The organism is Clostridium uliginosum (assembly GCF_900112485.1).
In the GTDB taxonomy this organism is placed as follows: domain Bacteria; phylum Bacillota; class Clostridia; order Clostridiales; family Clostridiaceae; genus Clostridium; species Clostridium uliginosum.
This window is the reverse complement of record NZ_FOMG01000029.1, coordinates 14,348-28,493: the sequence shown is the minus strand read 5'-3', so window position 1 is coordinate 28,493 and position 14,146 is coordinate 14,348. Positions and strand designations below refer to the sequence as shown.

15 protein-coding genes are annotated in these 14,146 nt (G+C 28.1%); 14 read left to right on the top strand and 1 reads right to left on the bottom strand.

What is annotated here, in order from left to right:
• The first annotated feature begins 503 nt into the window (after positions 1 to 503).
• The 8 genes from BM027_RS15065 to BM027_RS15030 all read left to right on the top strand — a co-directional run bounded on the left by BM027_RS15065 (position 504) and on the right by BM027_RS15030 (position 8,197).
• Positions 504 to 1,064 (top strand): RNA polymerase sigma factor, encoded by a 561-nt coding sequence (locus tag BM027_RS15065; protein ID WP_090093638.1) that lies wholly within the window; start codon positions 504 to 506, stop codon positions 1,062 to 1,064.
• On the top strand, positions 1,027 to 1,767 hold the full coding sequence (locus tag BM027_RS15060; RefSeq protein ID WP_090093636.1) for a hypothetical protein: 741 nt from the start codon (positions 1,027 to 1,029) through the stop codon (positions 1,765 to 1,767). Before BM027_RS15065 ends, BM027_RS15060 begins: the two co-directional genes overlap by 38 nt.
• The gene (locus BM027_RS15055; protein WP_090093634.1) at positions 1,767 to 2,654 is read left to right on the top strand and encodes an ABC transporter ATP-binding protein; all 888 of its coding nucleotides are present in this window, start codon (positions 1,767 to 1,769) and stop codon (positions 2,652 to 2,654) included. Before BM027_RS15060 ends, BM027_RS15055 begins: the two co-directional genes overlap by 1 nt.
• Positions 2,635 to 3,903: an ABC transporter permease gene (locus tag BM027_RS15050; protein WP_175560007.1), complete on the top strand. Its 1,269-nt coding sequence runs from the start codon at positions 2,635 to 2,637 to the stop codon at positions 3,901 to 3,903. Before BM027_RS15055 ends, BM027_RS15050 begins: the two co-directional genes overlap by 20 nt.
• A 1,102-nt stretch (positions 3,904 to 5,005) precedes the next feature.
• Entirely contained in the window at positions 5,006 to 5,809 is an 804-nt protein-coding gene (locus tag BM027_RS15045) for a hypothetical protein (RefSeq protein WP_090093629.1), read from the top strand.
• Complete coding sequence (locus BM027_RS15040; protein WP_090093627.1) at positions 5,793 to 6,608, top strand: hypothetical protein; 816 nt, start codon at positions 5,793 to 5,795, stop codon at positions 6,606 to 6,608. The genes BM027_RS15045 and BM027_RS15040 overlap by 17 nt, the downstream gene beginning before the upstream one ends.
• Positions 6,609 to 6,630: 22 nt before the next feature.
• Positions 6,631 to 7,281 (top strand): ABC transporter ATP-binding protein, encoded by a 651-nt coding sequence (locus tag BM027_RS15035; RefSeq protein WP_090093626.1) that lies wholly within the window; start codon positions 6,631 to 6,633, stop codon positions 7,279 to 7,281.
• 310 nt (positions 7,282 to 7,591) lie between these two features.
• Positions 7,592 to 8,197, top strand: coding sequence for a sigma-70 family RNA polymerase sigma factor (locus tag BM027_RS15030; RefSeq protein WP_090093624.1), 606 nt, complete (start codon positions 7,592 to 7,594; stop codon positions 8,195 to 8,197).
• Between the two features lie 353 nt (positions 8,198 to 8,550).
• On the opposite strand, the gene BM027_RS15025 is transcribed toward BM027_RS15030, so the two are convergent.
• Positions 8,551 to 9,765 (bottom strand): leucine-rich repeat domain-containing protein, encoded by a 1,215-nt coding sequence (locus tag BM027_RS15025; protein WP_090093622.1) that lies wholly within the window; start codon positions 9,763 to 9,765, stop codon positions 8,551 to 8,553.
• 924 nt (positions 9,766 to 10,689) lie between these two features.
• On the opposite strand from BM027_RS15025, the gene BM027_RS15020 reads away from it, so the two are divergent.
• From BM027_RS15020 to BM027_RS14995, 6 genes are read left to right on the top strand one after another with little or no spacing between them, the layout of a single operon-like run.
• Positions 10,690 to 11,040 carry a hypothetical protein gene (locus tag BM027_RS15020; protein WP_090093620.1) on the top strand — a complete coding sequence of 117 codons (351 nt, stop codon included), beginning with the start codon at positions 10,690 to 10,692 and terminating at the stop codon, positions 11,038 to 11,040.
• 12 nt (positions 11,041 to 11,052) lie between these two features.
• Entirely contained in the window at positions 11,053 to 11,343 is a 291-nt protein-coding gene (locus tag BM027_RS15015; RefSeq protein ID WP_090093618.1) for a hypothetical protein, read from the top strand.
• Between the two features lie 15 nt (positions 11,344 to 11,358).
• Complete coding sequence (locus BM027_RS15010) at positions 11,359 to 11,985, top strand: DUF5081 family protein (protein WP_090093616.1); 627 nt, start codon at positions 11,359 to 11,361, stop codon at positions 11,983 to 11,985.
• Positions 11,986 to 12,285 carry a hypothetical protein gene (locus BM027_RS15005; protein WP_090093613.1) on the top strand — a complete coding sequence of 100 codons (300 nt, stop codon included), beginning with the start codon at positions 11,986 to 11,988 and terminating at the stop codon, positions 12,283 to 12,285.
• Positions 12,286 to 12,296: 11 nt separating this feature from the next.
• Positions 12,297 to 13,778 carry a pre-toxin TG domain-containing protein gene (locus tag BM027_RS15000; RefSeq protein ID WP_090093611.1) on the top strand — a complete coding sequence of 494 codons (1,482 nt, stop codon included), beginning with the start codon at positions 12,297 to 12,299 and terminating at the stop codon, positions 13,776 to 13,778.
• A gap of 2 nt (positions 13,779 to 13,780) precedes the next feature.
• Positions 13,781 to 14,140: a hypothetical protein gene (locus BM027_RS14995; RefSeq protein WP_090093609.1), complete on the top strand. Its 360-nt coding sequence runs from the start codon at positions 13,781 to 13,783 to the stop codon at positions 14,138 to 14,140.
• The last annotated feature ends 6 nt before the right edge of the window (positions 14,141 to 14,146 follow it).

Sequence of the window (14,146 nt, the reverse complement as noted above, 5' to 3'; positions counted from 1 at the left end):
CATTCCCTGTTAAGTATATCACATTTTTGAAAATATCATATTATTCAATTTTTAAAGAACATATTTTTGTAGTAATTTAATTTATATTCTTATATAAAAACAATACACTAAATACCATTTACTTATATAGATTATATAATCTACAGATTGTGTTTCAATTAAGTGAGGATTATACTCATCTTCTAATGTTAGTTTTATTTTTTTACACCGCATTATTCAATTTTCAACAATATCTTATCATTTAGGTTCATATTTTCCCAAGGAATAAACTAATATCTTACAAAACATTATAAATTATGGCATAGGAGGCTATTTTGCAAAAAAAGACAAAAGTTTGTATATTTATGTATGATAAGAGTACCTCCACCACCATTTGGCTGCTTGCATAAATAGGCAGCTAAAGAGTAATTTGAGAAAAAATATAAATTATCCTAACTTTTTGTTTGCATAGGTTGTTATACATAATGGAAAGTACTTTTAATCTGTAGAAAGGAGATAAAGTAGTGGACAAGAACTTTTTTCTGATACGAAGAATGAAGCAGGGCGATGAATCTGCGGTTAATGATTTTGTAAAGCAGTATTATAGTGAAATATATAGGTATTGTTATTATAAATTTTCTAATAAATGGCAGGCTGAAGATGTTACACAAGATACTTTTATAAATTTTTTTAGACATTTTAACAGCTATATTCACAAGGGGAAGGCAAAAAACTATCTTTATGTTATTGCAGGAAACTTGTGTAAAAATGAATATAAAAAGCATAAAGAAGTGTCCACCTTGCAAGAGGAAGACCAAATAGTGGATACGAAAGAAGTACAAAAAGAAATTGTGCTAAAGGTATCAATGGAACAAGAGATTTCTAGGTTGCCAAATGAGTTTAAGGAAGTGGTTCTCTTATACTACTTTCAGAATCTAAAGATTCGAGAAATTGCAGAAATACTGGATATTAAGATTTCATTAGTAAAATATCGTCTCTCAGAAAGCAAGAAGATGCTTAAAAAAAGCATAGATAAGGAGGATTTTTATGGATGTTCATTTAAATCAGGAAATTCCAGCTTATGATGAAGAAAAGATGATGCAGACAATTGATGCTTCTAAAAAGGAATATCGCAGGCAAATGCTTTTAGAACCTATGAACCGATTAGAGTTTCTATTTCAGCAAATGTTATCTTTGAGTAAAAGGTATTGGTTGACACAACTTATTGTTTTTTTTGTAGCTGCTTTTAGTTTAGGGTTCATGAACTTACATGAAGGTATAAGTGAAAATAAAATGAGTTATTGTGCCATATTTGCACCGTTGTTAATTATATTTTCAATACCGGAGCTATGGAAAAATATATCCACTAATACCTATGAAGTGGAAAATACAACATACTTTGACTTACGAAAGGTGTACCTTTCAAGATTAGTGTTAGTAGGAATGTTGGATTTGATATTATTGACTATATTAACTGTAATAACAGCGCAAATAGGTGGATTTTCTCTGTATGAGTCAGCGATTTACTTTTTTGTACCATTTAATTTTAATTGCTGCATCTGTTTTTCATTGTTATTGAGTAAAAGAAGAATATGTTCAGAGCTTCTTGCTGGAGGAAGCTGCATAAGTGGAGCAGTTTTTTGGTATCTATTGGTGAAAGATTATCATGTATATGAATTGTTGCAGATGAAAATATGGTATGTACTTTTGATTCTTTCTCTGGGGTATCTTATTTTTGTTGGGAAAAGAATTGTGAAATGTAGCAAATGTTATTTGGAGGTGTACTAATGCAATTACAAGTAAATAATTTATGTAAGAATTTTAAAGAAAATACGGCTGTTAACCAGGTAAGCTTTACATTAGAAAAAGGAGTATATGGTCTTTTAGGGGCTAATGGTGCAGGAAAAACAACTCTTATGAGAATGCTTTGTACTTTAGTTACTCCTACTATGGGAACGATACAGTATGATGATGAAGATATCCAAGATATGGATGAAAGATATAGGAGAATTCTTGGTTATCTGCCACAAGAATTTGGATATTATCCGCAATTTTCCGCAGAGGATTATCTGTTATATATAGCTGCCTTAAAGGGATTAAAGCCAATAATCGCAAGAAAACGTGTAAGTGAATTATTGGAGATAGTTTCACTAACAAAAGTCAGAAAAAAGAAAATAAAAACTTTTTCTGGTGGAATGAAGAGAAGGCTTGGGATTGCTCAGGCAGTCTTAAATGATCCAGAGATTTTAATCTTAGATGAGCCAACAGCAGGACTAGATCCAAAAGAAAGAATCCGGTTCCGTATGCTCATCAGCCACATTGCTGAGGAACGAATTGTTCTATTGTCTACTCATATTGTGTCAGATTTAGAATCCATAGCAAAAGAAATTTTAATTATGAAAGATGGAAGTATTATTGCACAGGGAGATATTGAAAATTTACTGTCTGAAGTAAGAGGTAAGACATGGACTTGCTTAGCAGATTTGAAAGAAGCAGAAGAATTATGTTCAACGTATTTATTCAGCAATGAAAAGAACTGTGGAGAGAAAGTTGAACTTAGGATTATTTCAGAAACAAGCCCGTCATCATCTGCTATACAGGTTGAACCTACTTTGGAAGATTTGTTTATATACTATTTTGGCGAGGTGAATGAAAATGCAAATTTTGAAATATGAAATGAAAAAAATATTTTGTAAAAGGAGTGCAATTATAAGTTTAATAGTATTAGGAGTTTGTTTAGCAAGCTCGCTGTTTTCCAGTTTGTTCCAAGAGTCATATACTGATGCTGCTGGAAACCACATTAAAGGAATTAAAGCAGTAAGGTTACTGAAGGATGAAAAAATGAAATGGAATGGAATCTTAACAGAGGAAACCATTAGAAATGTGATAAAAGAGAATTATGATATCAATTCAGATAGTAAATATGCGGGTATAAATGAAAAAAGGGAACTGACAAATGAAGCAGATATTAAGCTTGCAAACATGCAGTATTCCAGAATGCAGGGATTTATGGATATACGTGAGTTAATTATGTCCTCTTATTGTAAAATTCATTTCTATGATTATGAGATGATTGACAGATTAAGTGTTGATGATGCGGATAGATTTTATTCAAATCGGGTTGATCATTTAAAAGAATTTCTGGCTAGTGATGAAGCAAGCCGCCTTAATGCAAATGAGAAAGAATATTTGATAAATTCTGCTAAAAACTTAACTACACCGCTTAAGTATTCCTATGCAGATGGTTGGTTTAAATCATTTGAAAATAGTGCAAGAGTAATCTTTTATTTATCATTTGTAATTTGTATTTTAATGGCACCCATATTTTCTGTAGAATATCAAACAGGCAGCGATGTAATCTTACTTACTACTGAGCATGGAAAGAAAAAGGGGATTGTATATAAGCTGTTTGCTGGATTGTTATCCACTTCTTTGGTATATTGGATAACTGTGTGTATAGTGTTCGGTTTTACTTTTATGATATTTGGATTTGAAGGTGGTGATTCTCAAATTCAGGCGCATTTCGAAGGCTGGAAAAGTTTTTATCATATCACAAACAGTGAGGCTTTTTTGATGATATTGCTTTTGGGTTATCTAGGCTGCCTGTTTATTAGTAGTTTGACTATGTTCCTTTCATCTAAAGTAAAAACATCCTTTGCAACGATTATTTTGATAGTTCTAATTATCATGGTTCCTTCAACCATTGGTAAGTTTCTAATTGAAGGAGGCTTTTGGGACAAATGTATAAACATGTTCCCATCTCAGATGCTGCTAGGTTGGAACTTGATTCAGACATATACATTTTATGATTTTGGAGGAAAGGTAATCACACCTTATCAGATACTTCCTGTTTTATATGGATTATTTACGATTTTATTATTACCTTTTGCTTATAGATCATTTAGAAAACATCAGGTGGCATGATAGGATAGGCACATTCGAAAAAATAACAAGTCAATATCGTATTTGTAAACAAGTAAATATATACTATATTTGATAAAAATTCAATACTATTGGCATAAAACGTACATTTTTAGGAACTAAACGGAATATTTTGGTGTTAAACGGAATAAATCAGAAAAATAAGGCAAAAAAATCAAGTATTTGCGTTTAGTGCCTGATATTGTACGTTTAGAGGAATGCATATTTATTTAATTTGGATACTATGTAATAATATATTTATGGTTAACCACAATGTAAATAAATAGCTATAGCTAAATAGTTACTTATGCATAATAAATGGTTAGAACTTTAAAAAAATATTTTATTTACAAATAAGTAATTTTATTAAATGTAATGTAGATGGTAAATTTACTCCATAATAAATAAAACAAGGGGCTGTATCATAATACAAATCATTTAATGATATGATGTATATTCAAAAAAATAGAAATAACATTTGTGGAAGAAGCATTGAAAAATAAGCTTAGAGTTTCTTCATTTGAAGTTGTTCCATAAATGTTAGAAACTTTTAGGCATATTCAACAAAATAACAAGTCAGTATGCTAGTCTATTTTTAGTCATACTACGTCAGTAACATTAGCTAATAGCCTACTATTGGCTAATGTTACTTTCTTGTCTGACTCAAAATATACATAACATCTTTGACTTGTTATTTTGTTTCATATGCCTTAGTGAAATTTTTCTAGTCTTCTTTAATAAATGTTATTTCTATTTCTTTGTTATTACTTCACTCGGGGTCCATTTTATTCTGAGACAGCCCTTATTTTTTGTAGTGTGCCTAGCAAGGGCAACTACTGGGCGGCGAAAGTAGTAATGGTACCACTAGCCAATGACAATGGTGTCCATCGTGAGGTGGAATGCGAAGGAAGCCTGAGGTAAAGTCTCGGTCTGAAGGAAATAAACTCACTAGGAACGAACGAGTTTGCTACACAAAACAAAGTCCAACACTATCCAAATTCTTAGGAGTAAATGTAGCAGATATGTGAGATGGATGTTGTTGTTCTTACCTGGGGAGGCTTGATAGATATATCGTTTAAGTGATTATACAAAAGGAGAGAATAAAATGTCATATTATATTAAAAACGAGCTAAGAAGAGCAATTTTTTCCAAACCTGCACTATTAACGTTTTTGATTACTTTAATTACTATGTTAATAAGTTTTTTAGCAATTGTATGTAATGACTGGAATATTTTTAATATTAACGTAAATCATTTTAAAAAATTTTATGATTCGGTAGATATTTTTTTAATGGCTAGGGCATTCGGTCCAGCAAGCATACTTTGTTTGATTGCACCATTATTAGCAGCTTTGGTGTTTTCTAATTCTTATTTGCAAGATAAAGATTCAGGGTTCTTAAAGTTTATTTATGCAAGAATGAATAGAAAGAAGTACATTATATCACGTATATTTGTTAATGCAATTTCTAGTGGAGTAATAATATCAGCAGCATTAATAGTTATATTAATTTTTATAAGTTTAATTTTGGGAATTAAAACAAATCCTAATAGTTTCTTTAAAGTTACAGGTGCATACGTTTTTTGGTATGAAAAAAGTAAATGGATTTATGTTATTTGTATTATTATATTATCATTTATATTTAATGTTATTTTTGCGACATTGTCATTGGGTTTGTCACCTTTTATTAACAATAAATATTTATCTTTTTTATGTCCATTTTTTATATACATATTGTCATTAACTTTGTTTTGTTATATTAGGCTTAGTAGCTTAAATATGGCTATGTTATTTAGACCCATTGCTATTGGAAGTGAAATTCCAGTGCTAATTTATCAATTTGTATTGCTTGTTATAGGTATAGTGTTATTTTATGTGGGAGTGCTGTATAGAAATGAAAAAGATTTATAATCATCTTGTTTTAAAACTTACATCTTATAAAATTATAATAATTTTAACGCCATTACTTTTATATCACTTTGCTTTATTTATCAATCTGTTAAGTGAAGCAAATCACCATAATATTTTTGATTTATTTATAACACAGTTTAATTACTTCCCGTTATTTATAGTTTATTCATTAGGATACCTTCTGATAATTTATAATGTAAATCAAAAAACTAATTTTTATAAATATTACTATTTAAAATTTAATAACAAATCAGAAGTGTATAATATCAATGTAATTACATTATTGATTATATCAATAATATTTACTCTTTTAATTAACCTATTTTCATTTGCTGAGGGGATAGCTACTCTTCCACTTGAAAACTTATGGAGTGATTATTTTTATCATATTATGGGTGGTACAAAAGATGTATTTTCATCTTTAGATAGTGTGCAAATATTGACTAGGAAGATAACTCCATCAATATATGTTTTATTGATAAATTTGTATGTTATTTTATATTTTTTCTTAGAAGGATTGTTATACTTTGTTATTGATTCATTTTTAAATAAAGATGGATTATCTCTTGTTGTAGTTATATTTATAAATACAATTAATAGATTTTTCGATTCATTAGGTGGTATTATACCTAAATTATCATTTACAAATAATATATATTTTATTAGTTCACCAGTTGAAAATATAGCAAATTATTCATTTATATTATTTAGAATATTGTATTGGTTTATATTAATATTTACTATTTATATAATAGGAAGAGTTAGAACTATTAGGAGTGATTATAAATTCTTAGATTAGTAGTTAAATTTAGGAGGAAATTATGAATGATAAAGTTATCATAAAAATAAACAACCTATCAAAAAAAGCTAATGACACAGATATATTAAAAAATATTTCTGCTGAATTTAAAGAAGGGAATATTTACGGTATTGTTGGAAGAAATGGTTCAGGCAAGACAATGTTATTTAAATCTATATGTGGATTAATAAATCCTACGGATGGAGAAGTTTATGTTTTTAATAAATCTATAAAGAATGGTGCTTTCCCAGAGGAAACAGGAATAATAATTGAAAATCCAGGTTTTCTTCCTCAATATTCTGCTTTTGAAAATCTAAAAATATTAGCTAGCATAAATAATAAAATTAATGATGAAACAATTAAACATTATATAAGTCTTGTGACTTTAGATCCAAATGATAAAAGACCAGTAAAAAAATTCTCATTAGGAATGAGGCAAAAGTTAGGAATAGCACAAGCATTAATGGAAAATCCTAAACTATTAATATTGGATGAACCTATGAATTCATTAGATGAAGATTCAGTAGAGCTTGTAAGAAAGATATTATTGGATTTAAAAAATAAGGGTGTAACAATATTATTATCTAGTCATAATAGGGAGGATATTGATAAACTGTGTGATTATATATATACAATAAAGGCAGGAGAATTTTTATTATCAGAAGATAAATAATTCAATCATATGTTTATTTCAATTAGTGTTAAACATTTACAAAATATGGTATAATTATATTATATTTATTTTAAATGATACAGGCAATCATTATTTTCTTTTCGTGCATATTTATTAATAGGGATTGTAAAATAAATAACTAATCAAAGATTCGTAGGATTTTTTGAACTATAGACAAGGAAGAAAAGGCAGTTAATACTGCTGTTTAGCTACATTTGCTGACGCAGTATAGTTCAAAAAAGACAAGCATACTAATTAGTTATTTCTTTGGAAATACCTTAATAAGCATTTAGAAAGGGAAGGGATTTTTATGGAATATAAAGAAATTGAAAAATTAGTTGAAGAAGCTAAAAAGGGGGACGATGAAGCTATAGTAAATCTCTTAGTTCAATTCAAACCATTCATCTTTAAGACTGCTCGTAGTTTTAATATTAAAAATTATGATACCTTTGATTTAGTTCAAATTGGATACATCGCATTAATTAATGCAGTAGATAAATACAAAGAAGGATCAAATTCATTTTCTAGTTATGTCTACACTACAATCAAAAATTGTATGAAGTGTACTGCCAGAAATAATAAAAAGCATAAAAATACATTAAGTCTTAATACACCAATTGGTGAAGGGGATTCATCTGCTGACTTTACAGAATTACTTCAAAGTAATCAATCTATAGAGAATGACTTTATTCAAAGTGAAAGATTAAGTGAACTTCAAGCTATAATCTCTAAACTATCTCCTACAGACTTTGAATTAATATTCTTAGTTTACTATAATGGATTCACATTTAAAGATTATGCAGCTAAAAAAGGACTAAGCTATATTCAAGTGATAAGAAGGAAAAATGCAATACTTGAATATATTAGAAATGAAATAATTAAATCTTCAGAACATGAAATTAGTGCTGAAGCTTAAGGCACATTGAAAAAATGATAATAAAAGGGTAAATTTAAAAATAAGAGTATTACAACGTAAATATAAATAATCAAAGGGGTTGTCTTATAATACAAATCATTTACTGACATGATGTATATTCAAAAAAGAAATAGAAATAACATTTGTGTAAGAAGCATTGGAAAATGAGCTTAGAGTTTCTTCATTTGAAGTTGTTCCATAAATGATTGTCCTAATGCATATTAGGAGCAATCTTTTATGGGTACAACTTTAAATGTTAGAAACTATTAGTGAAATTTTTCTAGTCTTCTTTAATAAATGTTATTTCTATTTCTTTGTTATTACTTCACTTAGTAATTCAGTGGCCTTTTTATTTATATACCCTTTTTTATATGCTCATCCAAGTTTTTACGTTTTCTATCGTCTAATGTTTTTAGTTTTTCTTTATCTTCAATAGTATTATCATCATATTTTAATTCATACAAATTTTCCAATCCCATCAAACTATCAATCTTTTTTATTTCATTTTTTTCTATGTGAAGATTTCTCAATGACTTTAATTTTTGTAAAGCTGAAATATCTTCTATTTTATTTTCTTGAAGGTATAATTCCTTTAAATGAATTAAATCTTTAACTGGTGATATATCTTTTATATTATTATTGTTTAAATGTAGTGTATTTAAATTTATTAAAGTTGATAATGGGCTTAAATCTTCTATATTATTATAATCTAAAGATAGGCAATTTAAATTTTTTAAACTCGATAAAGGATGTATATCATCTATATTGCTACGCCATAAATTTAGTTTATTTAAGTTTGTCAAATTTGATAATGAACTTATATCCTGTATCTTTTTCCCTGATAAGCTCAGCGTTTGAATATTATTAAGATTTTCTAAAGGGCCTATATCCTCTAATTCATTTGAGTGTAATCCCAATTCTTCAATATTTTTAAGATTTTCTAAACTGCTTATATCGCTAAGTTTAGTGCTACGTAAAGTTAATATTTTTAATTTTTTTAAATTAATAATTGACTCGTTTATTGCCTTATTATCAAACTTAGGACATTCAATTGTTAATTTCTCAAGATTTGTTAAATTATTAAGTCCACTCCAATCTTCTATTTTGTTAGATGAAATATACAATTCCTTAAGATTCGTAAGATTTGAAAGGGCATTAATGTTATTTATTTGAGCATTTTGCAATCCAAGGTACTCTAGATTGGTTAATTCTTTTAATCCATCTATATTATCTATTTCTCCGTCCATAGTGTTTATATATAATTTTTGTAATTTCTTATTGTCTTTAAGAAATTCTAAATCAGGGTAATGCCCTATTTGGTTTGTCATGGTTAATACTTCAAGATTTTTAAATGAGTGAAGATATTTTCCTTGATCGTCATATATCTGATAAAGTTCTGTTACTTTATTGATATCATCTGTTTTGGTTGTTTCATCTGCATTAGGTGTTTGATTGTTCATCATCTGTTTAATATTACTTGTAGTAATAGCATCTACTTTCAACTTAATTCCTGCTATGATACAGATTATTATTAGAAAAGTAATTCCTATTTTTACTTTTTTATTCATTTGTAACCTCCTGGTATGGCTTAACAAGTCAACTATAGTGTTTTACGCTGTCTGTGTTAACTCAATTATGGCTATGTTTTAAAACCGTGTTGACATTAAAACAGAGCCTAATTTATTTATCAAAATCAATTTTTTCTAGTTTAGTAAATAGTTAAATTATAATTATTTTTGCTAAGTTTGCACTATTAGTTTATATAATTTTCTTTATTTTTGTCAAATTTAACATTTATACTAATACATGTTTTTTATTGTAGGTTATTTTTAAATTTTTGGCTCTGTTTTAATATAGTGTTGATATTGTCACATTAATTGCTTGTCCGAAGCTTATCTTTGGAGCAAGCTGGAATTGGACTATACTCATTTTGATGTTCTTAAGTTTAATTATTTATGTATTTAAATATTAGATTTACAGGATGGTTTAACAAAATTTATGAATTAACTAATAAATTTAACCCTTAACGCCGAAAAAAGTCATAAATTGTTGAATTGTGAGTTTCAATATGGTATACTTTAACAAGTAATAAACTTGAATAATAAACATAAATTTCTTAATATTTATGTTATGGTGAAGATTACCTTTTATTTTTAATAAATATAGGTAGTCTTTTTTTAATGTATAGGAAAGTATAGAATTTTCGAAGCTTGAAAAGCTGATGAAATCTAAGGTTATGGAGATGCTTTTGAATTGACAATGGACGATGGACAATTGACAATGAAGGAAGAAATCTTCTTAAGAAGATTTTTAAAATATATTTGAAGAAAGCCTGTGGCTTTCAACTTTTAATTGTCAACTGTCCATTGTCCATTGAAACGTGGCGCAGCCACCTTTGTTCTAGATAGAGGTAGTTATACTGACCGTTTTGAGAATATGCTATAGGAAGAAAATTATATAAAAAATAGATTATAAATGAATAGTGAGGAATAATGAGTAATAAGGGATATTATAAAACAAAAATGAGAGAATATGAAAAGGCTAGAAACAAATTAGAAACATATAAAGAAGAACTTGATAGATATTTAGATAATTGCTTAACGCATTTTAATAAGTTTACTACTGTATATGAACCAATGTACAATTTACAGGGAGAAGTTATGGATAATTTTAATTATAAATCTGAGGATTTTAGTAAAGAAGTTAATCGATTATTTTCCAAGATTAGAGATGATATAAGCATTATTAATAACAAAAAGGTTAAGGCTAATGAACTATATATTAAATATAAAAGATTATATGAAGATGCATGTAGACATCATCATGATAAACATAATGGTTAGAGGAGGTAAAGCATGCTATATAAATTAGATAATAGTATACATGATAATATTGGAGATTTTATGAAAGCTAATAAAACTATGCAAGAGTCATTAGATAAGGTTAATGCCGCATTAGCAATTTTAGATACAGATGTATGGACGGGGAAAAGTAAAGATTCTGCAATAAGTTTAATGTTAATACTTAAGAAATATCATGAGGCTCTTTTAAGTGTAGCAGAAGATAATTTAGATACAATGCTTAAATTGGAAACTAATGCTAGTGAATATATGCAGAATGGTAAAATGCCATCTCTATGGAAGTAGTTTGGAGGAAGAAAAATGCTTAGTGCAAGCGAATTATATTATTTAAATAGTGCATTAGATGGAACAAATATTTATGGGATAAACCCAATTGAAACCTTAATTAATAACCAAGAATGCGAAGATTCACCTAAAGAATCTTTAATTATGAAAGATATATTAAAAAGTCATGGTGAATTAAATGAAAAGTCATTTAGAATAATTAGAAATTTAGAGAAATATAAAAATGCAAAAGAATATATATGGGTTAATAATTTGCTAATTTCAATAGATGAAACTGATTCGATAGTGTTTTTAAAGAAGTATAAAAAAGGACAATTTATCCTTGAAGAAACAACAAAATCACTTATGATATATTCAATATTTAATAATTATATGTTTTTATGTAGTAATGATCCTACAGATAGTGAAAAAGAAATATTAGAACCTAGTGATTTAATTGTAAATAAATTATTAAATAAAAAAAGTGAAGAAGTTTTATGTATACAAAAGGAAAAAAATAAGGAATTCAATATATGCAACATTTATTATAAGGAAGGTTATACATATAGATATGATACCTTAAAGAAGGAATTAATGAAAACAAATCCTAGAGATATACGATTAGAACTTTTAAAGATATTTGAATATGGGGTGAGTGAATAAATGGCTGATACTATAAAGGTAAGTAATGAATTAAAAAATATTGCTAATATAATAGGGGAAGCAGCAGAGCTAGTAAGTAATGCATCTAAAATGTATGAGCAAGATTTTGAAAGTTTTATAGGGATGTATTTAGGAAAAGCAGAGAATGATGAAAAGATTCTGGCAAATAATTTTATTAAAGATTTAAATACATTAAGCTATTTTTATGGACAAGCAGAGTATTATGTAAATTACTGTTTAGAGAATTTGAGTGCTCAAGATAAAGAAGAAGCAGAAAGTTATAATGCAAATATGGTATAGGAGAATATGAAATGAGAAATTATATTTTAGATTCAGGTATTTTATCTAAAAAAACTACTGATGCTTATTCTATGCTATATTATATGATTCCAATTTTAAGAAATATAGAAGAAACTGGCAATGATGCTTTTGAAGAGATAAATGCTCATAATGAATTAGGAAATGAAGATTATACATCAATAAAAAGTAATATGGAACATATTCAAGAATATATGGACAAATATAAGGTTTTCGGAGCAGTTACTAATGGTGCTGGACAAAATAGCAGTTGTGGTTATAATTATAATATGAATACCATGTATCAAAGCAGTACTGTGGGTTACAACAGTAATGATGGATTTATAGGAGAATATCAAAGAGAAGTAGATGATATATTTTACAATGCTCAAGTTAAAACAATACAAAAATTAAGGGATTCAAAGCTGCAAGATATAAGAGTAGAAAACAATGTAGGAATACAAGGCGAAGCACCTTCATCTTTATTTACAATGCAAGCTAAGATATCAAGTGGAATTGATAAGGATAAAATAGGTTTAGAAGATTTACTTGGCTTTGGAAGAATATCAATAGCTATGCATAAAGAATATGAAGATATGAAAGTAGAAATAGATGCCTATAATGCGAGTTTGTCAGAACATAGTTCAGAAAATACTTCGAATTTTATTAGTAAATTCATATTTGATGCAGAAATAAATAAGAAAAAAATAGATAGTTATGACAAGTATATAAATGAAATGATAACTTCATCAGACTTTGATTATGAAACAAATGATGAAAGAACGATATCTATGGGAGCATATTTTATACCAGTTTTGGGTGAATATAAAATGTTAGCAGAAATAGTTGATGGAAAAGACTTAGTATCAGGGAGACGCTATAGTGTAGGAGAACAATTATTTGCAATAGGTGCTGTAGGAGCAGGAAGCTTAATAGGAAAAGTATATAAAGGTGTGAAGGCAGGACTTGCATCGGGAGTAGAAGAAACATCAGGTAAAATATCTGAAGCAACTGTGCTTTCTATGAATGGTGTTAGGGATTCTAGTGGAATTGAAAAACTGGCTAAGAGTATAACTGAAAAGGTTGTTGGTAAAGGGGGAGGAATTAATGGTGTAAGACAACCTGTTTTAGTAAATGCAAATGAAATCAGATTTAGCCAAAGTTCAGTTAATGGTGCAGATGAAATAATTAGTAGCATGAAAGCAAATGGTTGGAACGGTGATTCGATTGATGTTATTAAAATGAGTGATGGTAAGCTAACTACAATAGATAATACAAGAGTAGTTTCAGCAAGAGAGGCAGGAATAGATGCACAAGCGATTATTCATGATGCTAACGAGCTTCTACCAGAAAATCTAATTGATAGATTTACAACTAAAAAGGGTGTTCCCAAGACATGGGGAGAGGCAATTGAATTAAGAATTGGGAAGCAAAAAGCATCATTTAGAAATAATAATCCATTTGGAGCAGATACTATGGAAAGGATAGGTAAATAATTATGAATGTAGAAGTTTTAGAAAATAGACTAGGAATTGAGGGGTTTCAATATCCAGATTCATTTATTAAAGCTATAGAATTAAATTTATTAGATTTTGATTTATGGTATATAATGGATGAAGAAAGAGTATTAAATAGGTTAAAAGGAGTTAAGGAAAGATATCCGAATAGAAAGCTAATACCTTTTGCAAGACGAGATGACAATGATAATATAGCATGCTTTGAAGTAGGTAAAGGTGAAAAAGTCCAAATAATACATGATTTTGCATCAGAAGGTTATGAGCAAAGAAAAGAGTATAATGATTTTTGGGGCTGGTTAGAGGCTGCCATTAGTGAAATGATTGAATTCAATAGAGAATAAAAAAGG